This is a genomic window from Pseudomonas piscis (genome assembly GCF_009380155.1).
GTDB classification, from domain to species: Bacteria; Pseudomonadota; Gammaproteobacteria; order Pseudomonadales; family Pseudomonadaceae; genus Aquipseudomonas; species Aquipseudomonas piscis.
Window position 1 is genome coordinate 430,037 of the sequence record NZ_WHUV01000005.1, and the last position, 23,497, is coordinate 453,533.

Annotated in this window: 22 protein-coding genes; 8 read left to right on the forward strand and 14 right to left on the reverse strand. The window is 64.4% G+C overall.

Translation table 11 applies throughout. The annotated features are described in order from the left end of the window. Positions 1–4: 4 nt before the first annotated feature. The 6 genes from GDH07_RS26720 to GDH07_RS26745 form a co-directional block, all read right to left on the reverse strand. Positions 5–796 carry a fimbrial biogenesis chaperone gene (locus GDH07_RS26720; RefSeq protein WP_053136696.1) on the reverse strand — a complete coding sequence of 264 codons (792 nt, stop codon included), beginning with the start codon at positions 794–796 and terminating at the stop codon, positions 5–7. Positions 797–842: 46 nt separating this feature from the next. Next, a complete protein-coding gene (locus GDH07_RS26725) occupies positions 843–1,343 on the reverse strand; it encodes a Csu type fimbrial protein (protein ID WP_152899407.1) in 501 nt (166 codons plus the stop codon). A gap of 4 nt (positions 1,344–1,347) precedes the next feature. After that, positions 1,348–1,884 (reverse strand): Csu type fimbrial protein, encoded by a 537-nt coding sequence (locus GDH07_RS26730; RefSeq protein WP_152899408.1) that lies wholly within the window; start codon positions 1,882–1,884, stop codon positions 1,348–1,350. An 82-nt stretch (positions 1,885–1,966) separates the two neighbouring features. Further along, positions 1,967–2,503 (reverse strand): Csu type fimbrial protein, encoded by a 537-nt coding sequence (locus tag GDH07_RS26735; RefSeq protein WP_022639691.1) that lies wholly within the window; start codon positions 2,501–2,503, stop codon positions 1,967–1,969. A gap of 20 nt (positions 2,504–2,523) precedes the next feature. Beyond that, positions 2,524–3,057 carry a Csu type fimbrial protein gene (locus GDH07_RS26740; protein WP_152899409.1) on the reverse strand — a complete coding sequence of 178 codons (534 nt, stop codon included), beginning with the start codon at positions 3,055–3,057 and terminating at the stop codon, positions 2,524–2,526. A 103-nt stretch (positions 3,058–3,160) separates the two neighbouring features. Further along, positions 3,161–3,661 carry a Csu type fimbrial protein gene (locus tag GDH07_RS26745; RefSeq protein ID WP_167334585.1) on the reverse strand — a complete coding sequence of 167 codons (501 nt, stop codon included), beginning with the start codon at positions 3,659–3,661 and terminating at the stop codon, positions 3,161–3,163. A gap of 444 nt (positions 3,662–4,105) precedes the next feature. Here GDH07_RS26745 and GDH07_RS26750 point away from each other — a divergent pair, with 444 nt between their 5' ends. Together GDH07_RS26750 and GDH07_RS26755 are read left to right on the forward strand one after the other, a co-directional pair. Then, positions 4,106–4,720, forward strand: a complete 615-nt coding sequence (locus GDH07_RS26750) for a hypothetical protein (RefSeq protein ID WP_152899410.1) — start codon at positions 4,106–4,108, stop codon at positions 4,718–4,720. A gap of 381 nt (positions 4,721–5,101) precedes the next feature. Then, entirely contained in the window at positions 5,102–6,415 is a 1,314-nt protein-coding gene (locus GDH07_RS26755) for a leucine-rich repeat-containing protein kinase family protein (protein ID WP_152899411.1), read from the forward strand. Between the two features lie 71 nt (positions 6,416–6,486). On the opposite strand, the gene GDH07_RS26760 is transcribed toward GDH07_RS26755, so the two are convergent. Together GDH07_RS26760 and GDH07_RS26765 are read right to left on the reverse strand one after the other, a co-directional pair. Beyond that, positions 6,487–7,191, reverse strand: coding sequence for a YebC/PmpR family DNA-binding transcriptional regulator (locus GDH07_RS26760; protein WP_022639696.1), 705 nt, complete (start codon positions 7,189–7,191; stop codon positions 6,487–6,489). Between the two features lie 164 nt (positions 7,192–7,355). Next, positions 7,356–8,672 carry an MFS transporter gene (locus GDH07_RS26765; RefSeq protein ID WP_152899412.1) on the reverse strand — a complete coding sequence of 439 codons (1,317 nt, stop codon included), beginning with the start codon at positions 8,670–8,672 and terminating at the stop codon, positions 7,356–7,358. A gap of 286 nt (positions 8,673–8,958) precedes the next feature. Here GDH07_RS26765 and GDH07_RS26770 point away from each other — a divergent pair, with 286 nt between their 5' ends. Then, positions 8,959–9,840: a LysR substrate-binding domain-containing protein gene (locus GDH07_RS26770; protein WP_085598467.1), complete on the forward strand. Its 882-nt coding sequence runs from the start codon at positions 8,959–8,961 to the stop codon at positions 9,838–9,840. A 104-nt stretch (positions 9,841–9,944) separates the two neighbouring features. On the opposite strand, the gene GDH07_RS26775 is transcribed toward GDH07_RS26770, so the two are convergent. Continuing rightward, the gene (locus GDH07_RS26775; protein ID WP_152899413.1) at positions 9,945–10,811 is read right to left on the reverse strand and encodes a LysR substrate-binding domain-containing protein; all 867 of its coding nucleotides are present in this window, start codon (positions 10,809–10,811) and stop codon (positions 9,945–9,947) included. Between the two features lie 289 nt (positions 10,812–11,100). On the opposite strand from GDH07_RS26775, the gene GDH07_RS26780 reads away from it, so the two are divergent. From GDH07_RS26780 to GDH07_RS26790, 3 genes are all read left to right on the forward strand, one after another. Next, entirely contained in the window at positions 11,101–12,210 is a 1,110-nt protein-coding gene (locus GDH07_RS26780; RefSeq protein WP_085598463.1) for a 2-aminoethylphosphonate--pyruvate transaminase, read from the forward strand. Positions 12,211–12,272: 62 nt separating this feature from the next. Further along, positions 12,273–13,100 (forward strand): phosphonoacetaldehyde hydrolase, encoded by an 828-nt coding sequence (gene phnX / locus GDH07_RS26785; RefSeq protein WP_053136721.1) that lies wholly within the window; start codon positions 12,273–12,275, stop codon positions 13,098–13,100. Positions 13,101–13,293: 193 nt separating this feature from the next. Further along, positions 13,294–13,848, forward strand: a complete 555-nt coding sequence (locus GDH07_RS26790) for a cytochrome b (protein ID WP_085598635.1) — start codon at positions 13,294–13,296, stop codon at positions 13,846–13,848. Here the strand turns inward: GDH07_RS26790 and GDH07_RS26795 are convergent. Together GDH07_RS26795 and GDH07_RS26800 are read right to left on the reverse strand one after the other, a co-directional pair. Beyond that, positions 13,839–14,768, reverse strand: coding sequence for a 1-aminocyclopropane-1-carboxylate deaminase/D-cysteine desulfhydrase (locus GDH07_RS26795; RefSeq protein WP_152899495.1), 930 nt, complete (start codon positions 14,766–14,768; stop codon positions 13,839–13,841). The two genes, GDH07_RS26790 and GDH07_RS26795, sit on opposite strands and share 10 nt — an antisense overlap. 300 nt (positions 14,769–15,068) lie before the next feature. Beyond that, complete coding sequence (locus tag GDH07_RS26800; RefSeq protein WP_152899414.1) at positions 15,069–17,108, reverse strand: oxidoreductase; 2,040 nt, start codon at positions 17,106–17,108, stop codon at positions 15,069–15,071. Positions 17,109–17,318: 210 nt separating this feature from the next. Between GDH07_RS26800 and GDH07_RS26805 the strand changes: the two genes are divergently transcribed. Further along, on the forward strand, positions 17,319–18,437 hold the full coding sequence (locus GDH07_RS26805) for a carbon-nitrogen hydrolase family protein (RefSeq protein ID WP_152899415.1): 1,119 nt from the start codon (positions 17,319–17,321) through the stop codon (positions 18,435–18,437). Positions 18,438–18,441: 4 nt separating this feature from the next. After that, positions 18,442–19,482 (forward strand): AraC family transcriptional regulator, encoded by a 1,041-nt coding sequence (locus GDH07_RS26810; RefSeq protein WP_152899416.1) that lies wholly within the window; start codon positions 18,442–18,444, stop codon positions 19,480–19,482. A gap of 376 nt (positions 19,483–19,858) precedes the next feature. Here GDH07_RS26810 and GDH07_RS26815 read toward each other — a convergent pair whose 3' ends face one another. The 3 genes from GDH07_RS26815 to GDH07_RS26825 form a co-directional block, all read right to left on the reverse strand. After that, positions 19,859–20,719, reverse strand: a complete 861-nt coding sequence (locus tag GDH07_RS26815) for a DUF2242 domain-containing protein (RefSeq protein WP_152899417.1) — start codon at positions 20,717–20,719, stop codon at positions 19,859–19,861. Positions 20,720–21,054: 335 nt separating this feature from the next. Continuing rightward, on the reverse strand, positions 21,055–22,926 hold the full coding sequence (locus tag GDH07_RS26820) for a SurA N-terminal domain-containing protein (RefSeq protein WP_152899418.1): 1,872 nt from the start codon (positions 22,924–22,926) through the stop codon (positions 21,055–21,057). 224 nt (positions 22,927–23,150) lie between these two features. Then, positions 23,151–23,423, reverse strand: a complete 273-nt coding sequence (locus tag GDH07_RS26825) for an HU family DNA-binding protein (RefSeq protein WP_022639715.1) — start codon at positions 23,421–23,423, stop codon at positions 23,151–23,153. Positions 23,424–23,497 lie beyond the last annotated feature (74 nt).

Consider the following 23,497-nt stretch of genomic DNA (forward strand, 5'->3'; position numbering starts at 1 on the left):
CCGTTCAGCGTGAAGGTGGCAGGTCCTGGACCTGCGGCGCGCCATTGACCCGCAGTTGCAGGTTCGAATCGCCGGCCAGGGTTTCCGAGAGCGGCCAACGCATCACTGCTCCAGGCAACACATAGCCCAACAGGCCCGGCGCCAGGGGGCGGTTCTGCCCGCCCTGCTTGAAGGCGACATCCGTCAGGCGGGCATGCACCGCGCCCTGGTTGCGCATTTCGAGGAAGGTCTTGCCATCGGCGTTCACCTTGCGCCAGCTGAGGTTGGGCACCCCGATGCTCTTGGGGTCCCTGGCCCGGGTGGTGTCTTCCTTGCTCCACAAGCCCGCGCCATAGGCGAACAGCGGCACGGAATAACGCATCTGGAAACGAATCGCGGCCACACTCTTGGCATCGCTCTGGGGGCCTGGAGGGGTAGCGGAAGGGATTTCATCGATGATGATCCGATAGGCCAGCTCCTGGCCCGGCGGGATGTCCCGGGTGCGGGTCAGGCGCACCAGCTGCTTTTGCCCGGGCTCGATCTTCGCCACCGGTGGGCTGCCGATCACATCCCGCTGGTTCTGGTACTGGTCGGCAAAATCGCTCTGGCTCCAGGCGAAGACCCGGATCTGCAGGTTGGCGGTCTCGCTGCCGCGGTTCTCCAGCCACAACGCGCTGGCCTGCTGGTCGGCCTCCAGCACCGGGTCGATGGGCCAGATCAACACCGAACTGGCGGCCCAGGCTCCCGGAGCGCTGGACAACAGCCCGGCCAGTACCAGGTAACCGCAGGCCCGCAGGCCCCGTACAGATAAACGCATACTGCTACTCCTTGTCCGCCTGCCGGCTGGTCGTTGAATCGCCCCATCACCACGACAGCTGCACCTGCAGCACATCGCTGTATGTCCCCCCAGGCTGATTGCCCGGCAATTGCACCTGTCCATAGATCGGCAGGCTGATGTTATTGGCATCGCTGTAGGCCACCGCTACGCTCTGGCCGATCCCCAGGCTCTGGCTGTAGGCCGCATCCCGGAACAACTTGTAGGCCACCCGGGCGGTACCACTGGCAATCTGCATGTTCCGCCCGCCGTTGTTGTATTGGCCGCCGTCCACCGTCATGTTCAAGGTCACCCCCGGGGTGCACTGCAACTGCACGCCACCGGTCAGGGCCACGTTCACCGTGGCGGTGGACAACGCCGACTGCGTACCGAACGCCAGGCTGCCGTAGTTGCTTGCGCCCCCCACCACCAGGCACCCGGCAACGACGGTGGCACTGACCTGGAAACTCTGGCTCAGCGCCGCCCACACCGGCCAGGACAACGCACTGATACCGGCCAGGGCCAAGGCCGCAACGCCATGGCGGGCCATCGCATCAAAAACTCAAAACGACCGAAACGGTATCGGTGTAGGTACCCGCCGGCAGCCCCGCCTTGCCAGTGGCCTTGCCATAGATATTGACGCTCTGCGCAGTCCCGGTGCTGGCACCCAGGTTGATCACGCCATTGATCGCCACGAGCTGGGTATGGGCCGAGTCGGTGTACAGGTCGTAGGGCACGTAGTTGGCCACGCCGTCGTACAGCGCCCGGGTGCCGCCGGTGGACTTGCCGTCGTTGGTCCCGGCGGCAATCTTCAAGGTGGGCGAAGTGCCGCTGGAGCACTGGATCGACAAGGCCCCGCCGCCGCCCTGCAAGACTTGGGCGCCTGCCTCGGTGAACAGGCTGTTGGTGGTGCCGAAGTTCAAGGCCCCGAAGTTCAGGCCGGTACTGCCGCCCACGCCATTGACCAGGCAACTGCTGGTGAGAATCAGCGAAGCGCTGATCTGCCCGGTCACAGTGGTGGCGGCCTGGGCCTGGCTGGCCAGGAACAACCCCAGCACCAGCGCAATCAACCTGGATACGCATGCTTGCATGATGTACGACCTCCGACGTTTTATCCGTCAAACGTGAAGTCCAAACCGACAGGTAGCGTCCTGCCTGCCTTGGGTAGCGGTGTCAGAAGGTCAATTGCACGGACACCGTGTCGGTATAGGTGCCCGCCGGCAGCCCGGCCTTGCCCACTGCCTGGCCATAGATGTTGACCGTCTGGGCCACGCCGGTGCTCGGCGCCAGGGCGATCACCCCATTGATCGCCAGGATCTGCGAATGCCCGGCATCGGTATACAGGTCATAGGGCACGTAGTTGCCCACCCCGTCGTACAAGGCCCGGGTGCCGCCGGTGGACTTGCCGTCGTTGCTGCCGCCCTGCACGGTGATGCTCGGCGTGGTGCCGGCCGAGCAGAGGATCGACAAGGCACCGCCACCGCCACCCAGCACCTGGCCGCTGGCGGTGGTGAACAGGCTGTTGCTGGTGCCGAAGTTCAGGGCGCCGAAGTTCAAGCCGGTGGTGCCGCCCACCCCGTTGACCTGGCAACTGCTGGTGAGGATCAGGGTCGAGGTGATCTGGCCGGTGACCGTGGTCGCTCCATGGGCCGTGGAGGCCATGAGCAGGCCCAGCAATGGCCAGCCGATTCGGGATACAAGCGCGTGCATGATGTACGTCCTCTCGTGGTTTACCAATCCAGCGTGATGGTCAGGGTGTCGGTGTAGACCCCTGCCGGAACCGCGCGGGTATTCGCGACCACCGAGCCGAACACCGGAATGGGGATCCGGTTGCCGCCGCTCACTGCGAAATTGCGCTGCTGGCCGATGCTGTAGCTATCGCTACCCGAGGCATCGACGAACAATCGATAAGGGATGGTCTGGCGGCCGTTGCTCAGGCGCCGGGTCGTGCCGTCGCCGTTGAGGCCGCCGTTGATGCTCACCGTGAAACCGGTGACCGAGGGATTGCAGGCCACCTGCAACTGGCCGTCGGCATCGTTGGTGAGGCTGGCCTTGATGGGGTTGACCCAGGTCGGCCCTTGCTGGCCGAAGTCGAGCATGCCCGGATCCGTGACGGGGTGGGTGGCGGAACCACCGCTACTGACCTGACAACTGGCGGTGATCACCAGGCGCGCCTGGATCTGCCCGCTGATGGCCGCTTGCGCATCCTCGACCACCAGGCACAGCGAACCCAGGGCGATGATCGTCCAGGTTTTGCCTTTCATTGCACCCATCCCGGTTCCATCAGGACTCCCACTTGAGCCGTGCACTTGCAGCAGCTGTTCCTGTTCTGCGCGAGATCCCCCGCGACAGCGTCGATGCCCCTGGCTACCAGGTCAGGGTCACCTTCAACACATCGGAATAACCCCCGGCCCGCGGAATCTCGGCCAAGGGCTCGATACGCCCGTACAAGGGCAGGTCCACCGTGCCGGAATCCGGCACCCGGCCACTGACCGGGACATTGACCGGCAACGGGATACGCCGCGCCGGGTCCTGGTAGAGGCGGTAAGGGATCGGTTTGCCGGCAGAATCAGCACCAGCCAGGTAGCGCACTTCGCCGACGCCGCCGTGCAAGCCGCCATCGATGCGCATCTGGTAGGGGGTATCGGGATTGCACTCCAGGCGTGGCTGGCGGCTGCCACCCAGCGCCGCGCCCAATGGGCCGCGGGCGTCATCCAGGCGTGCGGTGGTGCCGAAGTCCAGGGTGCCGAGCTGGGCCACCCCCGCCTCGCGCTGCTGCCCTACCAACTGGCAACCACGCGCCACATCGACCCGGACCTGCACCTGCAAGTCAGCGGCTCCTGCCGTTACGCCGAGCAATGCGCTCATGACTGCCAAACCCTTACATCCATTCAAGGCCTCGATTCCCTGATGAGAAGCATTAGCTGCCATGAGGTTAGCAACCCGGGCCAAAACCGCCAGTTTGCGTATTAATTTGCCCCAGGGCCCGCCCCAGGCACTTGCGCAACCACAGCCATGCCTTTTCGAGATTGCCGGACGACTGGATTTCCATTGGTCAATTGGCTGCGGTGCTTTTAAGGTGGGCGCCCCGGAACCACCAGAGTCATCACCATTGGCCGCTTTACCGCCAACACCTGCATCGATCCCATGGCGCTGGCGCTGGCGTTCTACCAGGCCCGACCGGCAAACGGCAGCGCGCGCCGGATCGACCCAGCACCACTTTCACCACAAGGCCCGGAACCTGGACTACACCCTGGGCCCTGGCCAGTTGCAGGAAGTCGGCCTCGAACATCCACTCGACCGAGTAGCCCCATGAGATCCATCACCGTTACCGAACTGGTCTGCCTGCACCTGCAGGATGCAACGCTCAAGCATTCATCGCTGTTTGGCCTGGAGCGTTTCTCTGCCGCTGAACTTGCGGCAAAAGGCTATGAACGAGTGGGCGATCCGCGGGACTTCCACCTGTATGAAAAAAACTGCGCGACACGCCATCACCAGCGAACACTGGAGGTGGGGTTCAAGTACTACTTCCTTGACCGTCAGCTGGTCGGCAGTGGCTTCAACCTGTCTCCCGGGGCCCGCCTGACGTCCATGCTCAAGTACAGGAAACGCCTTGCGGCACGGGACAACATTCCCCCTTCGCAACTGGCGTTTTATTTCTCGGGCGACAAGAAAGAAGGCGCCGTGATTCTCGATGACCGGCACGTGATGCGCTTCAACCAGTGGAGCCACCAGGGCGCCTACCTGATAGCGACACTGGAGAGCGACCTCGACCTGAGCAACCCGCTGAGCAGGACCGCCACCAAGGCGGTGAAAATGACCCTTGAACATCACCGCCTGGAATCGATACGGGATGGAGCCAGGAATCCCAGGCATCCCGCGGCATTTCGCCAGCTGGCTAAAGCGCTGCACGATGCAAGCATTTGACGGGGAACAGATCGTCCCACTGGCAGAAGCGCGTTAGCGCGCCATTCAAGATGGCCAGCCGCAGGTGCTATCGGCGTTTGACGTGAGCCTGGCCATTCATGCGCACAGTCTCGCAGAGCTGGACAGCGCTGGAGCAAAGGCCGGGGACCCGCCCCTTGCGCCCGATGACAGGGCCTTCCAGGCGGACCGCAGCGGCCGCAAGATCGACCTCACCCTGACTGCCGATTGCGCCAGCCAACAGGGAGTGAGCCGCTCTGAACTTAAGGCTCCTGAAAACCTAGTACCCCTGGCCCGTCGGCGCAGGGCCGCCCAGGCAGCAAAAACCACCGATCTCCTTTATCCTGCCCGCCCTTCTGCTGCTTTCGAGTGTTGACGCTGTTCATGGATACCCTTGCCCAACTGCGGGCCGGCCAGCTGGCCGGCATCAAGCGCCTGGACCTGTCCTGTGGCCTGACTGAATTCCCCCGGGAGATCTTCGATCTCGCCGACTCCCTGGAGATCCTCAACCTCAGCGGCAACGCCCTGCACAGCCTGCCCGAGGACCTGCACCGCCTCAGCCACCTGCGCATCCTGTTCTGCTCGGACAACCTGTTCAGCGAACTGCCGGAATGCCTGGGCCGTTGTGCACACCTGAGCATGATCGGCTTCAAGGCCAACCGGATCGAGCGGGTACCGGCCGCCGCCCTGCCACCCCAGCTGCGCTGGCTGATCCTCACCGACAACCGCATCACTGAACTGCCGGACGAGTTGGGTCGGCGCCCGCTGCTGCAAAAACTCATGCTGTCCGGCAATCGCCTGACCGCGCTGCCGCAAAGCCTGGAGCAGTGCCAGCGCCTGGAACTGCTGCGGATCGCCGCCAACCACCTGACCGAACTGCCGCCGTTCCTGCTGGCCTTGCCGAGCCTGACCTGGCTGGCCTATGCCGGCAACCCGCTGGAATCCCAGGTCGATGCCGCTGCCCTGGCATCCACGCCCAGTATTCCCTGGGAGCAACTGGTGCTGGCACAGCGCCTGGGCGAAGGCGCCTCCGGGGTGATCCACCAAGCGCAGTGGCAGGCTCCCGGGCAGCCAGCGCGGGCTGTGGCGGTCAAGCTGTACAAGGGCCAGATGACCAGCGACGGCTCACCGCTACATGAAATGCACGCCTGCATCAGCGCCGGCCTGCACCCGAACCTGATCCGGGTCGAGGGCCGCATCGTCGACCATCCCCAGGGCCAGGACGGCCTGGTGATGCAGTTGATCGACCCCAGCTATGCCAATCTCGCCGCGCTGCCGAGCCTGGACTCCTGCTCCCGGGACGTCTATCCGGAGGACGCGAGATTCAGCGCCGCGGTCATCCTGCGCATGGCCCGGGGCATCGCCTCGGTGGCCGGCCACCTGCACGCCCAGGGCATCACCCACGGCGACCTGTATGGCCACAACACCTTGTTCGATGCCCGGGGCGACTGCCTGTTGGGGGACTTTGGCGCAGCGTCGTTCCACGCCCAGGACGACACACCTCAGAGCCAGGCCCTGCAACGCCTGGAAGTACGGGCCTTCGGCATCTTGCTGGAGGAACTGCTCGATCGCCAGGATGGCTCGCTGGCCCCAGCGCAGCACCAGGGCCTGCGGGACCTGGTGCAACGTTGCCAGCAACCGCACGTCCTGGCGCGCCCGGCTTTCGAACAGGTGATCCGCGAGTTGGACAGCCTCTAGAAACGACTTCGCCGGCCAGCAGGCCCCCTTGCAGGAGCCCACTGGCCGGCGAACGGATCGCGCGACGCGGCTTAGCCGGCCAGGCCGACGAACATGTCCTGGACGTCGTCGTGGTTATCCAGGCCTTCAAGGAACGCCTCGACTTCGGCCATCTGCTCATCGCTCAGGCCACTGACCGGGTTCTTCGGCTGGTAGCCCAGCTTGGCCGACAGCACGGTGAAGCCTTGTTCCGGCAGGGCCTTCTGTACGGCGTCCAGGTCCGCAGGCTCAGTCAGGAACAGGGTGGCGCCCTCTTCGCCCGGCTCGAAATCCTGGGCCCCGGCCTCGATGGCCGCCAGTTCCGGATCGGCGTCCGGAGTGTCCGGCGAGGCCTCGATCATGCCCACGTGGTTGAAGTCCCAGGACACCGAACCCGAGGCGCCCAGCTGGCCCTTGCGGAAGGCCACGCGGATTTCCGCCACGGTACGGTTGATATTGTCGGTTACGCACTCGACGATCAGCGGCACCTGGTGCGGGGCGAAACCTTCGTAGGTCACGCGGTGGTACTGCACGGTCTCGCCCAGCTGGCCCGAGCCCTTCTTGATCGCGCGCTCCAGGGTTTCGCGAGGCATCGAGGCCTTTTTCGCCTGCTCGACCACCAGCCGCAGGTGGGCGTTGGTGGCAACATCAGCGCCGTTGCGTGCAGCGATGGTGATTTCCTTCACCAGCTTGCCGAAGATCTTGCCCTTGGCATTGGCTGCTGCTTCTTTGTGTTTAACCTTCCACTGTGCGCCCATTACTCACTCTCTTTGATCTATGGCGTCGAGTTGGAATTGGCCGACGCGAGGCGCAAGTTTATACGTCCTCTGGGCCCTGATCGACCAAAAAGTCAGTGGCCGGCCGAGCTCCGGCCCTTGTCGGACTTGCCGGGAGCGCAGCAGCGGCTCCCGGCGCAAGGACCTCAGGAGCGCACCGGCCTGGCCAGCAGGGGTTCGTTGGAGGCCTGCGCAGGCACCGGTTCGACCCCTCTGGGCCGGCTGTTCCAGAACGGCACCAGCAACGATGCCGCCACCAGGGCGCAGCCGGCGAACAGCAGGAACACCGTCACCGTATCGAAGTAACCCGGCAACAGGCCGCCGAGGATCGCCCCCACCGAACCGCAACCGTTGACGAACCCGGCCGCCGTGGCCCCGGCCCCGGCCGCGCCGAAATCGATGGCCGCCGCGCCGCTGATCATCGAGTCCGGTCCGTACAGGGTCAGGCCCATGACGAACAGCAGCGCCACCACCAGCGCTACGCTGCCGCTATGCAGCGCGCCCATGAACAGTCCCAGGCTCAGGGTCAGGGCCAGCAAACTGAGGACGCAGGCCGGCATGCGCCGAGCGCCGAACAGCTTGTCCGAGGCCAGCCCGATCATGATCGGCCCCAGCAACCCGGCCAGCTCGAAGGCCGTGGGCACGATCGCCGCGCCGACCTTGCCCACCGAGGGCATCTGCTCGTAGACGATCACCGGCCCCCACAACAGGATCGCGTAGCGCGCCGGCTTGAGCAGGAAGTACGCCAGCCCCAGCACCAGCACCGTGCGATTACGCAGGATCGCCCGCAGCGGCGCCCAGACCCCAAGGCGACAACCCTGGGCAGGCTCCTGGGCCGTCACCTCCTCCACCGCCGGCAGGCCCACGTCCTGCGGGGTATTGCGCTGGAAGATGAAGAACAACAACGCGGTCAGGCCCACCACCACTGCACTGGAGATGAACGCTGCATGCCAGGTTCCCACCAGGGTGTAGGCCCACCAGCCGGCGAAGGGCGAGGCCACCAGGCCGCCAAAGGCGTAGCACGAACTCCACAGGCCCAGGACCCGCCCCCGTTGCTCGGCGGGAAAGAAGCTGCCGATGTTCTTGCACAGCCCCGACCAGCCAGTGGATTGCGCCAGCCCCTGGACCAGCATGCAGGTGGCGAATATCGGCAAGGTGGCGAAGCTGCCCATCACCAGCGCCGCGGCAGCGGAAATCAACAGGCCGCCCAGCACCACCACCCGCGGGCCGAAGCGGTCGGCGAACATGCCCCAGGTGAACTGCCCCACGGCGTAGGCCGCCAGGTAGATGGCATCGAGGTTGGCCATGGCCATCTTGTCGAGGGTGAAGTCGGGATCGTCGGCGATTCCCAGCTTGGCGACGGAAAAGGCCTTGCGAGTGAAGTAGAAGGCCGCGTAGGCGATCCAGGTGATGGCGAAAATCTGCACGCGCCAACGTTTGATGGTGCCGATCTGCTTGTTCATCGTGATTCTGACCTCAGGGTGAGTGTGCCGGCAGGATGCAAAGCAAACGCCTGTGTTTTTTGTTGTTGAGCACGGCGGCAGGGCCCTTGTGGCGGGCGCTGCCGGTCAGACGGGGCCTGTTGCGCTCCCGGGCGGGAGGCTGCGATCGCACGCACAGGCCCCAGGACCCGGTGGCGATCGACCGACCGGTCACCGGGCCTTGAAAGATGGAAGCAATTAGCAATTAATAAATAAAATCGATTTATCGTATTTCAAATATAAGCCCAGCTTGTAAGAGGTCGTCGTCATGTCGGTTTCCCATGCGCAGTTGAAAGCCTTCCATGCCGTGGCCGTGCACGGCAGCTTCACCCGGGCCGCCGAGCGCCTGTACCTGACCCAACCGGCCGTCTCGGACCAGGTGCGCAAGCTGGAGGAGCGTTTTGGCGTCCTGCTGTTCCATCGCAACAAGCGCTCGGTGCAGCTCACCGACCTCGGGCAGCGGTTACTGGCCATCACCCAGCGCCTGTTCGTCGCGGAAGCGGAAGCCAAGGAACTGTTGCAGGACTCCCAGGCCCTGCAGACCGGCAGCCTGGTGCTGGCAGTGGATGCGCCAGTGCACGTGCTGGCGCAGGTCGCTCGCTTCTGCCAGTTGTATCCGGGGATCAACGTGCGCATCGAGACCGGCAACACCGACGAATCCCTGCTGCGTCTGTTCAGCTACCAGGCCGACCTGGCCCTGCTGGGACGCGAGGTGGACGACGAACGCCTGTGGTCGCTGACCCTGTGCAATGACCCGATGGTGGCGTTCGTCTCGCGCAATCATCCCTGGGCCGAGCGCCAGTCCATCTGCCTGGCCGATCTCGACGATACGCCCATGGTGCTGCGGGAAACCGGCTCGGTGACGCGCCAGATCGTGGAGGCGGAAATGCACCGTGCCGGGCTGCGAATCCGCCCGGCGATCCAGGTCGAAGGCCGGGAAGCGGCGCGCGAGGCGGTGGTGGCGGGTATCGGCGTGGGCGTGGTGTCGGCGGCGGAGTTCGGTGCCGACTCGCGGATCTGCGCCCTGCCTATCGTCGACTGCCAGCAGCGCATGACCGAGACCCTGGTGTGCCTGCGCGAACAGCGTTCGCGGCGGATCGTCGCCACCTTCCTCGACCTGGTGCTCGACAACCAACAGTCCCACCCGTAGCCGCTGTCGAGCCACGGCGAGGCTGCGCGAAGGTCCGCAGGACCTTGCCCTGGAACCTCCAGCGCCGCGTCTGCTACGCAGCCGTACACAGCCTGCGCCAGCGGCTACCGGGCTTGCGGGGCCAGACCGATGAAGGCCTGGATCAGCCGCAGCTCCCGGCGCCGCTCCAGGCAGCCGATCATGTGCTGGTTGACCAGGCCCGCGCCACGAATCGGTACCACCCGCACCCGTGGGTCGTGGCCCACTTCCTGCGAGCTGACGATCCCGACCCCCAGGTGCGCGGCCACCGCCTCGGTCACCGCCTCACGACTGTCCAGCTCCAGCAGCACCCGGGGCTGCACCTTGGCCAGGGTGCACGCCTCGTCGAAGGTGCGGCGGGTGATGGAGCTGGGCTCGCGCAGCACCATGATCACCTGGTCCAGTTGCTCGATGGCGATGCCTTCGGCCAGCTCCAGCCATTCATGGCCCTGGGGCACCAGGGCGCACATCCGCGACTGCCCGAGGCTCTGCAGGTGCAGGCCCTTGCGCTCCTCGACCTCGGTCAGCACCGCCACGTCGGCATGCTCCGAGAGCAGCGCTGCCAGGGTCTCCTGGGCGTTGCCCAGGCGCAGGTTGACGGTCACCCCCGGATAACGCTCGCGCAGGCTGGCCAGCATCGGCATGACCAGGTGCGGACCGTCCGCCGCTACTTCCAGGCGCCCGGTCAAGAGCTGGCGGTTGGCCTCGAGCATGGCCTGGGCTTCTTCGGCGAGGCCGAACATGGCGCGGGTGATGGCCGCCAGCTTGGTGCCCTCCTCGGTCAGCTCCACCCGTCGGGCAGTACGCCGCAGCAGGGTGATCTGGTAGTGCTCCTCCAGGGCCTTGATGTGCCCGGTGACCGCCGGTTGGCTGATGAACAGGCGTCCGGCAGCCCGAGTGAAGCTGCCTTCACGGGCCACGGCATCGAACGCACGCAGTTGGAACAAATTCATATCTATCGGCCCCACTTATGGCAGGCATAACAACAAACAATTTGATTGATGGCAAGGCAAATTGCAATTTAGTTGCCGTAGCTAGGGTCTGTTGCCATTTCGCCGCGACCGCGCCGGAGCCAGTTTTAGCGCGGGGCTAGGCAAGAGACGCGAGGTTTGGCCGTCCAAATGAGCCGTCGAGTAACGACGCGCCGCGCTAAAACCGGCCCGTCCCTTCGGGTTGCGCGGCAACGCGGTTTGCGTCGAAACGGCAACAGACCCTAACTCCCATCATCTTCGAGGACACAGCATGAGCATCGCCGAGCCAATCCTGCTTACCCCCGGCCCCCTGACCACTTCCGCCCGTACTCGCCGGGCGATGCTGGTGGACTGGGGCTCCTGGGATGAACGGTTCAACCAGCTGACCGCCAGCCTGTGCACGCAATTGCTGGCCATCGTCAACGGCGCCGACAGCCATCATTGCGTACCCCTGCAGGGCAGCGGCACCTTCGCCGTGGAGGCCGCCATCGGCACCCTGGTGCCGCGGGACGGCAAGGTCCTGGTGCTGATCAATGGCGCCTACGGCAAGCGCCTGGCGAAGATCTGCGAAGTGCTCGGCCGTGACTTCAGTACCTTCGAAACCGCTGAGGACGAGCCCACTACCGCCGCCGATGTCGAGCGCCTGCTGCTGGCCGACCCGTCCATCAGCCACGTGGCGCTGATCCACTGCGAGACCAGCACCGGCATCCTCAATCCGCTGCCGGAGATCGCCCAGGTGGTCGCCCGCCACGGCAAGCGCCTGATCATCGACGCCATGAGTTCCTTCGGCGCCTTGCCCATCGATGCCCGCGAGATCGCCTTCGATGCGCTGATCGCCGCGTCCGGCAAGTGCCTGGAAGGCGTGCCTGGCATGGGCTTCGTCTTCGCTCGCAAGGAGTCCCTGGCCCAGGCGGCGGGCAACGCCCATTCCCTGGCCATGGACCTGCACGACCAGCACGCCTACATGGCCAAGACCGGCCAGTGGCGTTTCACCCCGCCGACCCATGTGGTGGCTGCGCTACACGAAGCCTTGCTGCAATACAACGAGGAAGGCGGCCTGCCGGCACGCCTGGCACGCTACAGCGACAACTGCCAGGCCCTGTTGCAAGGCATGGGCGAGTTGGGCCTGCGCAGCTTCCTGCCAGCGGCGATCCAGGCGCCGATCATCGTTACCTTCCACGCCCCACAAGACCCGCGCTACCAGTTCAAGGACTTCTACGAACGGGTCAAGGCCAAGGGTTTCATCCTCTACCCGGGCAAGCTGACCCAGGTCGAGACCTTCCGCGTCGGCTGCATCGGCCACGTCGACCGCGCCGGCATGCAGGCCGCGGTCGCTGCCGTGGCCCAGGTGCTGCGGGAAATGGAAGTACTGGATATCTGATCGCCCCATCACCGTGCCCGCCGGGCACGGCCGTCCTCGCCTCTTGTACAGGTCCTTGAACGATGAACTACACCAACCCCAACCAACTGCAAGCCGCGATCCTCGACTGGGCCGGCACCGTGGTCGATTTCGGCTCCTTCGCTCCGACCCAGATCTTCGTCGAGGCCTTCGCCGAGTTCGATGTCCAGGTCTCCATCGAAGAAGCCCGCGGCCCGATGGGCATGGGCAAGTGGGACCATATCCGCACCCTGTGCGACCTGCCGCAAGTGGCCGAGCGCTACCGCAAGGCTTTCGGCCGCACCCCGACCGACGCCGACGTCACCGCCATCTACGAGCGCTTCATGCCGTTGCAGATCGAGAAGATCGCCGAGCACTCGGCCCTGATCCCCGGGGCTTTGGAGGTCATTGCCAAGCTGCGTGAGCAAGGCATCAAGATCGGTTCCTGCTCCGGTTATCCAAAGCTGGTGATGGACCGGGTGGTGGCCCTGGCCGCGACCAACGGCTATGTCGCCGACCACGTGGTGGCTACCGACGAAGTGCCCAACGGCCGCCCCTGGCCGGCCCAGGCCCTGGCCAACGTGATCGCACTGGGCATCGACGATGTCGCCGCCTGCGTGAAGATCGACGACACCGTGCCGGGGATTCTCGAAGGCCGCCGCGCCGGGATGTGGACCGTGGCCCTGACCTGCTCGGGCAACGCCCTGGGCCTGAGCTACGAGGGCTACCGCGCCTTGGCCAGCGATACCCTGGCCAGCGAGCGCCAGCGTATCCACAAGCTGTTCGAGCCGTCGCGCCCGCACTACATGATCGACACTATTGCCGATCTGCCCCAGGTGATCGCCGATATCAACCAGCGCCTGGCCCGGGGAGAAATGCCCCAGGGACAATAAGCCCATCGATCAAGAACGACAGGACGGCGACTTTCACCAGTCGCCGTTTTTTTTCATCAACGTGAGACCAGAACCACCCCCAAGCGACGAAAGCCCCCGGTGCGCCAGGCAAACCTAAAAAAAGCGGCTTACAGTTAAAGCACTCCGTCGCTCAAGAACGGAGGCTTCAGACCTGATGACCGAGGAAGCCCCCATGCCCTGGAAAAACACCGAGGCGCGCTATAGCACCATGACGATCGCCCTGCACTGGCTGATGCTGGTGCTGCTGGCCGTGGTCTACGCCTGTATCGAATTTCGCGGCATCTTCCCCAAGGGCAGCGGTGGCCGCACCCTGATCACCGAAGCCCACTTCATGCTCGGCCTGACGGTGTTCGTACTGGTCTGGCTGCGGTTGTTCGCCCGGGCCCAGGGCGTGGCGCCAAGGATCCAGCCCACGCCACCACAATGGCAGAGGCTGCTGGCGACGCTGATGCACTGGGCGCTGTACCTGTTCATGATCGCCATGCCGCTGCTGGGCTGGCTGACCACCAGTGCCAAGGGGCACCAGGTGATGTTCTACGGCCTGGACCTGCCGTTGCTGCTGCATGAAGACAAAGCCCTGGCCAAACAGCTCCAGGGCTGGCACGAGTTGCTGGGCACCCTGGGCTACTGGCTGATCGGCCTGCATGCCCTGGCCGGGCTCTACCACCACTATGTGATGCGCGACAACACCCTGCAGCGGATGTGGCGCCAGCGCGGTCAGGCCTGACCTGCGAAGCCGCGGCGCCCTTGCAGGCCGCCGCTGTGGACGAAGATCAACCGACAACCCGGGGCGAAGCGCCCGGCCCGGATCTGCTCGTGCAGGGCCAGCAGGGCCTTGCCGGTGTACAGCGGCTCCAGCGGCAGGCCGCTGGCCTTTTCGGTCTGCTCGATGAACGCCTCCAGCTCCCGATCCACCTTGGCGAAGCCGCCACGGCTGGCGTCCAGCAAGGCATAACCTTCGAGCGCCCTGCCGGCTTCCTCCAGGATACCGGCGACTTGCTGCGGCACTCCGTGGTCCATCGGCACCGCCAGGGCACCATGCACCGGGTGCGTCCCGGCCTCGGCCAGCACCAGCCCGGCCAGCGTGGTGCCAGTGCCAGCGGCCAGCCACCAGCCGTGATAATCGCTCCAGCCCAGGGCCGGCAGTTGCGAGCGCACCTGCTCCAGCAGCGGCATGCAGCCCAATGCACCGGCCAGGCCGCCACCGCCCTCTGATACCGGGTACAGATCGGGGTACTGGGCCTGCCAGGGTGTCCAGAAGCCCGGTTGGTGGCGCGCCCGGTAGCCGCCGTAACCAAGCCAGTGCAGTTGCATGCCGAAGCGCTCCAGGTCGAGCACGGTGGGTGTGTCCTGGCGCTGCCCGCGCAGCAGCCCGACCGTGGCGAAGGCGAAACGCTGGCCAGCGGCGGCCAGGGCATGCAGGTGATTGGAATGAGCGCCGCCTAGGCTGATGATGCCCCGCGCGCCCTGGCGGCGCGCCGCCTGCAGGTGGTGGTTGAGCTTGAACCACTTGTTGCCGCTGATCAGCGGGTCGATCAGGTCCAGGCGCAGTACCGCCACCTCGACCCCGGCCTGGTGCAGCCAATCCAGCTCCAGCCGCTGTAGCGGCGCCTGGGGCAAATGATCGAAGGACTCGGCAAGGGACATCGCTGGCAACTCGGCAGACAGGGGGGCGCGCATTCTAGCAACCCTGGACAAGATCGCCGTGCCCCAGCGACACAAGCTTCGTGTAGCCGCTGCCGAAGGTTGCGCAAAGGACCGCAGGGCCTTCAGGGGCGAGGGGCAGATGTAAGGACCGAGGATCGCCGAGCCCCTACGGGGCGGGTTAGGAATCGCAGTACCTTCAGAGGCCAACGGGAAGGTGCTGGGATGGAAGATTACCGTGCTCCTGCGGGGCAGGCGCAGCCTTCGACAGCGGCGACAGGGCCGCTGTCGAGGCCGGAGGGATCAGAGTTCGGCAGCCAGGCGCGAACCCTGGTTGATGGCGCGCTTGGCATCCAGCTCGGCCGCCACGTCGGCACCACCGATCAGGTGCACGTTCTGCCCAGCGGCCACCAGGCCATCGTGCAGTTCGCGCAGCGGGTCCTGGCCGGCGCAGATCACCACGTTGTCCACCGGCAGCACCTGGGACTCGCCCGCTTCGCCGATGCGGATATGCAGGCCGGCGTCGTCGATCTTCAGGTACTCGACGCTGTTGAGCATCTGCACCTGCTTGTTCTTCAAGCCAGTGCGATGGATCCAGCCCGTGGTCTTGCCCAGGCCATCACCGACCTTGCTCTTCTTGCGCTGCAGCAGGAACACCTGGCGCGCCGGCGCATGGGGTTCGGCCTTGATCCCGGCGATGCCGCCACGAGCCTGCAAGCGGGTATCGATGCCCCACTCCTTCCAGAACGCCTCGCGATCCTGACTGGTAGCCACGCCCTGGTGCACGAGGAACTCGGAGACGTCGAAGCCGATGCCGCCAGCACCGATCACCGCCACCTTCTGCCCCACCGGCTTGCGCTCGAGCAGCACGTCCAGGTAGCTCAGGACCTTGGCGTGTTCCACCCCGGGAATCGCCGGCACCCGTGGCGCGATACCGGTGGCGAGGATGATTTCATCGAACCCGCCGGCCACCAGTTGCTCGACATCCACCCTTGTATCCAGGCACAGCTCGACGTGGCTGGTCTGCAGCTTGCGCTTGAAGTAGCGCAGGGTTTCGTAGAACTCCTCCTTGCCCGGCACGCGCTTGGCGATATTGAACTGGCCACCGATCTCGCTGGCCGAATCGAACAGGGTCACCTGGTGCCCACGCTCGGCGGCCACGGTGGCGGCGGACAGACCGGCCGGGCCGGCACCGACCACGGCGATCCTCTTGATCTGCTGGACCGGCAGGTAGTTCAGCTCGGTTTCGTGGCAGGCACGGGGGTTGACCAGGCAGCTGGTCAGCTTGCCGCCGAAGGTGTGGTCCAGGCAGGCCTGGTTGCAGCCGATGCAGGTATTGATCTCGTCGGCACGGCCGGCGGCGGCCTTGTTGACGAAGTCCGGATCGGCCAGGAACGGCCGGGCCATGGACACCATGTCGGCATCGCCCTCGGCCAGGATCTGCTCCGCCACTTCCGGAGTATTGATGCGGTTGGTGGTGATCAACGGGATGCCCACCGAACCCCGCAGCTTGGCCGTGACCTTGCTGAACGCAGCGCGCGGCACCTTGGTGGCGATGGTCGGGATGCGCGCTTCGTGCCAGCCGATACCGGTGTTGATGATGGTGGCGCCGGCCTTCTCGATGGCCTGGGCCAGCTGCACGATCTCTTCCCAGGTGCTGCCGCCTTCCACCAGGTCGAGCATCGACAGGCGGAAGATGATGATGAAGTTCGGACCTACCGCTTCACGCACCCGACGCACGATCTCCAGCGGCAGGCGCATGCGGTTCTCGTAGCTGCCGCCCCAGCGGTCGGTACGGTGGTTGGTATGGGCGGCAAGGAACTGGTTGATGAAGTAACCCTCGGACCCCATGATCTCGACGCCGTCGTATTCGGCCTTCTGGGCCAGGGTCGAGCAGGTGACGAAGTCGCGGATCTGCTTCTCGATGCCCTCCTCGTCCAGCTCCTTGGGCTTGAACGGGTTGATCGGCGCCTGGATGGCGCTCGGCGCGACCTGCTTGGGGCTGTAGGCGTAACGCCCGGCGTGCAGGATCTGCATGCAGATCTTGCCACCGGCCTCGTGCACCGCGCGGGTCACGATCAGGTGCTTCTGCGCCTCTTCTTCGGTAGTCAGCTTGGCCGCTCCGGAATACACCCCACCTTCATCGTTGGGGCCAATGCCGCCGGTGACCATCAGGCCCACGCCGCCGCGGGCGCGCTCGGCAAAATACGCCGCCATGCGCTCGAAGCCGCCAGGCTTTTCTTCCAGGCCAGTGTGCATGGAGCCCATCAGGGTCCGGTTGCGCAGGGTGGTGAACCCCAGGTCGAGGGGGGCCAGCAAATGCGGGTACGGGGCAGCAGCCATGGCGTCACTCCAGATCGGGCTATCACGGTAGGTGCGGAAGCTCTGCGGCTTCCGTCGGTAGTGCGGCAAAGACTAAAAGCACACCCGCTGTAGGCTCAATGACCGTAACTGACAAGTTATTGATCCAAACGTACAGCGGCCCTTGGCAAGCGCCGGTTGCCGCCCTACCCTAGGCGACGAATCCTGCACACGGTTGTCGACTGTTTTCCCATGCGCAAACTTCTGTACATCATCCTCGCCCTGGCCCTGGTCGCCGCCATCAGCAGCTATGGAGCCTGGACCCGCGACCGCCCGGGGGCGCACTACCTGTCGGACCTGCGCATCACGCTGGCGGTGGACCATGGCGTGCCCGCCGACCACGGCAACCTGCTGGCGATCCAGCCGGAGCTGTTTCCCACTGACTACCAGAGCAGCGCACGCCTGCACCGTAAGCTCGCGGCTTACCTGCAGCAGGCTCGTGAGCGCGGCTTGGTGAATGCCAAGACCATCGTCGTGCTGCCGGAACATATCGGTACCTGGCTGATGGTCAGTGGCGAGAAGAACGAGCTGTACCAGGCCACCACGTTGAAGGAGGCCATGAACTGGCTGGCGGTGAGCAACCCGCTGCTGTTCGTCAAGGCCCTGGCTGCCGCCAAGGGCACCAACCGGCTGGACGACGCCCACCTGCGGATGAAAGCCCAGCAGATGGCCAGGGATTACCAGGAGCTGTTCGGCGGCCTGGCCCGGGAATTCCAGGTGACCCTGGTGGCCGGCTCCATCGTGCTCCCCGACCCCAGCGTCAACCAGGGCAGCCTGCAGGTGGGTACTGGCGCCCTGTACAACAGCGCCCTGGTGTTCGGCAGCGATGGCCAACCCATTGGCCAGCCGCAGCGCCAGATCTATCCCAGCCTCTCCGAGAGCGGTTATATCCAGGGCGATGCCGAGGCAGCGCCGCAGGTCTTCGAAACCCCGGCCGGACGTCTCGGGGTACTGATCGGCAGCGATAGCTGGTATCCGCAGAACTACCGCAAGCTCGACGCACAGCAGGCACAGCTGGTGGCTGTACCGGCCTTCATCATGGGCAAGGACCACTGGGAGCAACCTTGGCGCGGCGACCACAGCGCAGCCCTCGAAGCCCTCGCGCCGAATACCAGCGAGGGCACTGCCTGGCAGCACCTGACCCTCACCAGCCGTACCTCCCGGAGCCTGGCCAGCAGCGGTGCCAGCGTCTTCCTGCGTGGCCAGTTCTGGGACCTGGGCACCAGCGGCCAGAGCTTCCTGAGCAGCGCTGGCCAGACCTTCGCCGACGATGGCAGCCGTGGCGCCCGTCTGCTGAATCTCTGGCTGTAGATCCTTGAGAAGCGCACCGATGCGCCTGGGCGACCTGTCGGTGGGTTTCGTCCATAGCCTGGCGGATGCGGTCCGCAGCCATGGCCAGGACCCTGTTCCCCTGCTGGAGCAGTACGGATTGGATAGCGCGCGCCTGGCCGAAGCCGGGGCGCGCCTGTCGATCCCGCGCTACATGCGCCTGGGCCACGGGGCGATCCAGCTCACCGGCGATCCGGCCCTGGGGCTGCGCATGGGCCGCCTCAGCCGCCTGAGCCAGGCGGGCCTGGCCGGTGTCACCGCCGCCCAGGCGCCCACCGTGCGTGAAGCGGCACGCTGCCTGACGCGCTTCGAAGCCCTGTACGGCTCCAACTATCGCGGTCAATCGAGCTTCCGCGAGGATGCCGACGGTGCCTGGCTGCGCTTCTACTCCATCAGCCCATACAACGCCTACAACCGTTTCGTGGTGGACTCGATCATCTCCGGCTGGTTGCAGCAGCTGTCCAACCTGGCCGGGCAAGCGCTGCATGCGCAACGGATCGACATCGAGTTCCAACAGCCCGACTACCACGAAGCCTATGCCCTGCTCGGCCCTGCTACGGTGCACTTCGGCGCCGAGCGCAACCAACTGCGCCTGGACCAGGCCAGCCTGGCCCTGCGCAACCCCGAGCACTGCCCGAGTACCTGGCGCCACCTGCTGCTGTTGTGCGAAAGGGAACTGGAGCAACTGACCCGCACCCGCAGCCTGCGCGAACGCATCATTCAGCTGCTCGGACCTTTGCTAAACGGTGGCCGGGAGCCGGACCTGGAGGAAGTGGCGGCGCGCCTGAAGCTGCCGACCTGGACCCTGCGCCGCAAGCTGGCCGAGGAAGGTACGCAGTTCCGGGCGATTCTCAACGACACCCGGCGCGACCTGGCCATGACTTACATCCGCGACACCGAACTGGCGTTCGGCGAGATTGCCTATCTGTTGGGGTTCGCCTCAGCCGAGGCATTTCAGCGGGCCTTCAAGCGCTGGAACGGCCAGACTCCGGGGGAGTTTCGTCGCAGCCACCGCCAGTTCGGCTAAAAAAAAGCCACCGGCTTTACAGCTCGGTGGCATCGTCTGCTGGCTCTAGAGGGTCCAGCTCGAAAGCCTGGTACTCCAGCAGTTCCTCTTGATACTCGTCCATGCGGACTCCTTTGCACGTGGGTTGAATGCCCTGGATCACCGTCGGGACCAGCATAAGTTGCCGGTATGACAGAAAAAATACTACCCCCTCGGTCAACTTTTCTGCCATTGAAACGTAACGGCAGGTAAGAAATTTACCGAAAATCCGTACAAGGGTTTCAGGACGAGTGACGGCGTACGCAGTAGCGCGCGACAAGACAGGGAAGCAATAACTCGGAAGGAGTCGCCCAGGCGCGGCCCAGACGACGCCGGGCAACACCTTTGCACTATGACCTCAGCGGCCGCTGCCAGGCAGGGCCTGGATCGGCTCGCTCGGTGGCGGCAGGGTACTGGCTGGTGGCGGGGTGATGGTTTCACCCGCCGGAGCTGGCTCACTGACGGGCGCCGGTACTATGGGCGCCGCCTCCACCGGCGGCGCCAGCGGCTGGGAAGCCGCCGGCTCGACAGCCGGGGCTGCCGGTGGTGCCAGTGCCGGTGCCGCCGCGGCAGGCTGCGGAGCGGTTTCCGGCTTGGCTTCTGGCTTGGAATCGGCTGGGTTGTCCGGCCTGCTCTCCGGAACCCCCAGGTCGGCCTTGGGTTTTTCCTCGATGTGCGCTGCGGTCTTGGCCTCCTGGGGCAGGAACAGCTCCAGCAAGGCGAAGTAGCGCTCATAGAACTTGGCGGACGACACGGTCTCGCTGGCCACCTTGACCATCGAGTCGTCAGTGGAGCCGATGGGCATCGACACCGAGCCCAGCACCCCTACCCCGAGGCTCGCCGAGTTGTTCAGCTTCTTCAGGGCGTAGCGGTCCTGCAGGGCATTGGCGAATACCGTCGAGCGATGCCCAGCGGTACCGTCCTTGGCGCAAACCACGTTGAAGCTGATTTCCAGATGGGTCTCGCCGGTCTGCTGGAAACTCTTGTGGCCACTGACCAGCTTCGGATCATTGCTGGTGATGATGTAGCCCTGGCTGAGCAACGCACGCCGCGCGGCTTCGCAGGAGGCGGCATCGCTGACGGGGTAATTACGCGAGAAGGTGCCGGAATCGTCGAAGCTTTCATGCTCGTAGATGGCGGTCTTGTTCGATGAACAACCGGCGACTGCGGACAACAGCAACACTCCGGCTGCAACGCGCAGGTGAAATGATCTAAACATCGAAAATCCTGAGGAAAACGCTCCGGGGCGTATTGTGCAACAGATCAACGTCCTACAGCGCGGCTAATTGATGTCTTAACTGTCATGCAAGGCTAATGACCGCTGTTTGCCGATAAAAGTCGTACTCCCGGCATTCCGTCGGTCTGCGGGGCATGACTATCGTGGCGCTGCCTGGGACGTGACAGAGACAATCACGGCCCAAGCCCGTGTGTCGTATCCACCCGGGCTTCGATGGTCCTGCTGCTTCGCCCGGTTGCCAACGACACGGGTTCTGCCAGGCGAAAAAAAAGCCCCGGTCTTGCGACCGGGGCTTGTTCAACACTGCGAGTCGAACATCAGTAGCGCTTGATGTCCGCCTGGCTTTCCAGTTGCTTGCGGTAGGCCGCGAAGTCTTGCTGCCCTTGGCGCGAAGCCAGGAAGCGGCGGTACTGGGCCTTCTCTTCCTCGGTCGGCGCCGTGGCTTCGTTGACCGCGTTGAGCTGCAGCACCAACAGGTTGCCGTTAGGCAGGGTCACGCTGGTGAAGCTCGGCTTGTCCTTGGACTCAGGCTTGCTCATGCGGAACAGTGCCTGCAGCACGGTCGGATCGATACCTTCCTGGCCACGGGTAACGGCTTTCGCCACTTTCCAGTCCTGGCCGTCCACCGGCTTGCTCAGCGCAACCTTGCCATCACGCAGGCTGGCGATCAGTTCTTCAGCCTTGGTCTTGGCCGCAGCACTGGCGTGCTCCTTGGCCAATTGCGTGCGAATGGAACTGGCTACGCTGTCCAGAGGCAGTTGCTCGGGCTTGCGGTGCTCCTTGGCACGCAGTACCACGACGGTTTCCGGATCCAATTCGATGGCACCGCTGTTGGCACCCTCGTCGAGGACTTCGGTACTGAAAGCCGCCTGGATCACCGCGCGGTTGGCCGCGATACCATCACCACCCTCACGACCGAACGGCGCGGAGGTATGCACGGTGAGCTTCAAGTCCTGGGCCGGCTGGGCCAGGTCGGAGGCTTCGAACGACGAGTCTTCCAGCTGCTTGGTGGCATCCACGAAACGCTGTTCGACCTGTTGCGCTTTCAGCTCGCGGGTCAACTTGTCCTTGAGGCTGGCGAAGCTTGGCACTTCAGGTGCTTCGACACCGAGCAGCTTGATCAGGTGGAAACCGAAATCACTGCGTACCGGGGCGGAGACCTGGTCCTTGCTCAGCGCGTACAGCGCTTTCTCGAAGGCTGGATCGTAGACACCGGGGCCTGCGTAACCCAGGTCACCGCCGTTGTTGGCCGAACCAGGATCCTGGGAGAACTCCTTGGCCAGCGCCTCGAACTTCTCACCCTTGGCCAGGCGAGCCTGAATGTCTTCGATCTTGGCCTTGGCCTGGGCTTCATCGACCTTGTCGTTGACTTCGATCAGGATGTGCGCGGCACGGCGCTGCTCGGCCAGGTTGCCGATCTCTTTCTGATAGAGCGCCTGCAGGTCTTCGTCCTTGACGCTGACCTGGTCGAAGAACGCGGCTTTCTTCAGCTCGATGTAGTCGATCACCACTTGGTCAGGAGTCATGAACTCCTTGGCGTGCTGGTCGTAATAGGCCTTGACCTCGTCATCGGTCAGCTTGATGGCTGCCGGATCTGCCTTGACGGTCAGGGAAGCGAAGTCGCGGGTCTGCTTCTCCAGACGGGCGAAAGCCAGCACCTGGGCGTCGGTGACGAAACCGCTGCCAGCCAGGCCGGCGCGGATCTGGCCAATGAGCATTTCCTGGCTGAGCATCTGCCGGAACTGCATGCGGCTGTAGCCCAACTGGCGAATGACCTGGTCGAAACGCTCGGGGCTGAACTTGCCTTCAACCTGGAATTCCGGCGTTTGCAGGATCACCTGGTCCAGGGCACCTTCGGAGAAGGCGAACTTGGAGTCCTGGGCACCTTGCAGCAGCAACTTGCGGTCGATCAACCCTTTCAGGGCCGCTTCACGCAGCATCTTCTCGTCGAGCAGGGAGGCATCGAAGTCCTTGCCCAATTGCTGCATCAGCTGGCGGCGTTGCATGTCGACGGCCTGGCTCAACTCGTTCTGAGTGATCTCCTCGCCGTTGACCTTGGCCGCATCCTGTTTATGGCTAGTCGCGTTGAAAATGGCATCGAAACCGGTCAACGCCATCAACGCGACGATGACCCCGATGATGGTTTTGGCAATCCAGCCTTGTGAATTGTCCCTGATATTCTGCAGCATGCGTCCCCCAGAAACGGCTGTACTTCTGTTCAAGCAACCGTGGAGCGTGGGTAGAGTCCGGATAGAAGAAAGGCGCATCCGAGGATGCGCCTTCTCGTAACTGGCGGAGCGGACAAGAGCTGGACCTGCGACTCTCGACGTGAACCGGTAGCACCGGTCGACTGGCGCCCCGCTGCCAGATCAGGCATGACCCCGACCCGGATGGGCAAAGGCCCTGAAGAAACTTAGTTGACCGCTTCTTTCAGAGCTTTACCGGCTTTGAAACCTGGCTTTTTAGCAGCAGCGATTTCCAGAGTCTTGCCGGTCTGTGGGTTACGACCAACACGAGCTGGACGATCAGTTACCGAGAAAGTACCGAAACCAACCAGCACAACAGAGTCACCGGCCTTCAGAGCGCCAGTAACGGATTCGATCACTGCATCCAGCGCACGGCCAGCAGCAGCTTTCGGGAGATCAGCAGATGCAGCGATAGCATCAATCAGTTCCGACTTGTTCACTCTAAGTCCCCTTATATATCTATGAGTATGATTCTAAGTTTTTTGGTGAAAGCAAAAACGAGTGCTGAATGGCC

What these genes read in the sequence shown, in the direction of transcription:
- GDH07_RS26735 (WP_022639691.1), bottom strand. Translation starts at nt 2,503, where the DNA reads ATGCACGCGCTTGTATCCCGAATCGGCTGGCCATTGCTGGGCCTGCTC.
- GDH07_RS26800 (WP_152899414.1), bottom strand. Translation starts at nt 17,108, where the DNA reads ATGGCTGCTGCCCCGTACCCGCATTTGCTGGCCCCCCTCGACCTGGGG.
- GDH07_RS26815 (WP_152899417.1), bottom strand. Translation starts at nt 20,719, where the DNA reads ATGTTTAGATCATTTCACCTGCGCGTTGCAGCCGGAGTGTTGCTGTTG.
- GDH07_RS26795 (WP_152899495.1), bottom strand. Translation starts at nt 14,768, where the DNA reads ATGTCCCTTGCCGAGTCCTTCGATCATTTGCCCCAGGCGCCGCTACAG.
- GDH07_RS26740 (WP_152899409.1), bottom strand. Translation starts at nt 3,057, where the DNA reads ATGAAAGGCAAAACCTGGACGATCATCGCCCTGGGTTCGCTGTGCCTG.
- GDH07_RS26765 (WP_152899412.1), bottom strand. Translation starts at nt 8,672, where the DNA reads ATGAACAAGCAGATCGGCACCATCAAACGTTGGCGCGTGCAGATTTTC.
- GDH07_RS26780 (WP_085598463.1), top strand. Translation starts at nt 11,101, where the DNA reads ATGAGCATCGCCGAGCCAATCCTGCTTACCCCCGGCCCCCTGACCACT.
- GDH07_RS26750 (WP_152899410.1), top strand. Translation starts at nt 4,106, where the DNA reads ATGAGATCCATCACCGTTACCGAACTGGTCTGCCTGCACCTGCAGGAT.
- GDH07_RS26775 (WP_152899413.1), bottom strand. Translation starts at nt 10,811, where the DNA reads ATGAATTTGTTCCAACTGCGTGCGTTCGATGCCGTGGCCCGTGAAGGC.
- GDH07_RS26720 (WP_053136696.1), bottom strand. Translation starts at nt 796, where the DNA reads ATGCGTTTATCTGTACGGGGCCTGCGGGCCTGCGGTTACCTGGTACTG.
- GDH07_RS26745 (WP_167334585.1), bottom strand. Translation starts at nt 3,661, where the DNA reads ATGAGCGCATTGCTCGGCGTAACGGCAGGAGCCGCTGACTTGCAGGTG.
- GDH07_RS26805 (WP_152899415.1), top strand. Translation starts at nt 17,319, where the DNA reads ATGCGCAAACTTCTGTACATCATCCTCGCCCTGGCCCTGGTCGCCGCC.
- GDH07_RS26770 (WP_085598467.1), top strand. Translation starts at nt 8,959, where the DNA reads ATGTCGGTTTCCCATGCGCAGTTGAAAGCCTTCCATGCCGTGGCCGTG.
- GDH07_RS26730 (WP_152899408.1), bottom strand. Translation starts at nt 1,884, where the DNA reads ATGCAAGCATGCGTATCCAGGTTGATTGCGCTGGTGCTGGGGTTGTTC.
- GDH07_RS26760 (WP_022639696.1), bottom strand. Translation starts at nt 7,191, where the DNA reads ATGGGCGCACAGTGGAAGGTTAAACACAAAGAAGCAGCAGCCAATGCC.
- phnX (WP_053136721.1), top strand. Translation starts at nt 12,273, where the DNA reads ATGAACTACACCAACCCCAACCAACTGCAAGCCGCGATCCTCGACTGG.
- GDH07_RS26820 (WP_152899418.1), bottom strand. Translation starts at nt 22,926, where the DNA reads ATGCTGCAGAATATCAGGGACAATTCACAAGGCTGGATTGCCAAAACC.
- GDH07_RS26790 (WP_085598635.1), top strand. Translation starts at nt 13,294, where the DNA reads ATGCCCTGGAAAAACACCGAGGCGCGCTATAGCACCATGACGATCGCC.
- GDH07_RS26755 (WP_152899411.1), top strand. Translation starts at nt 5,102, where the DNA reads ATGGATACCCTTGCCCAACTGCGGGCCGGCCAGCTGGCCGGCATCAAG.
- GDH07_RS26725 (WP_152899407.1), bottom strand. Translation starts at nt 1,343, where the DNA reads ATGGCCCGCCATGGCGTTGCGGCCTTGGCCCTGGCCGGTATCAGTGCG.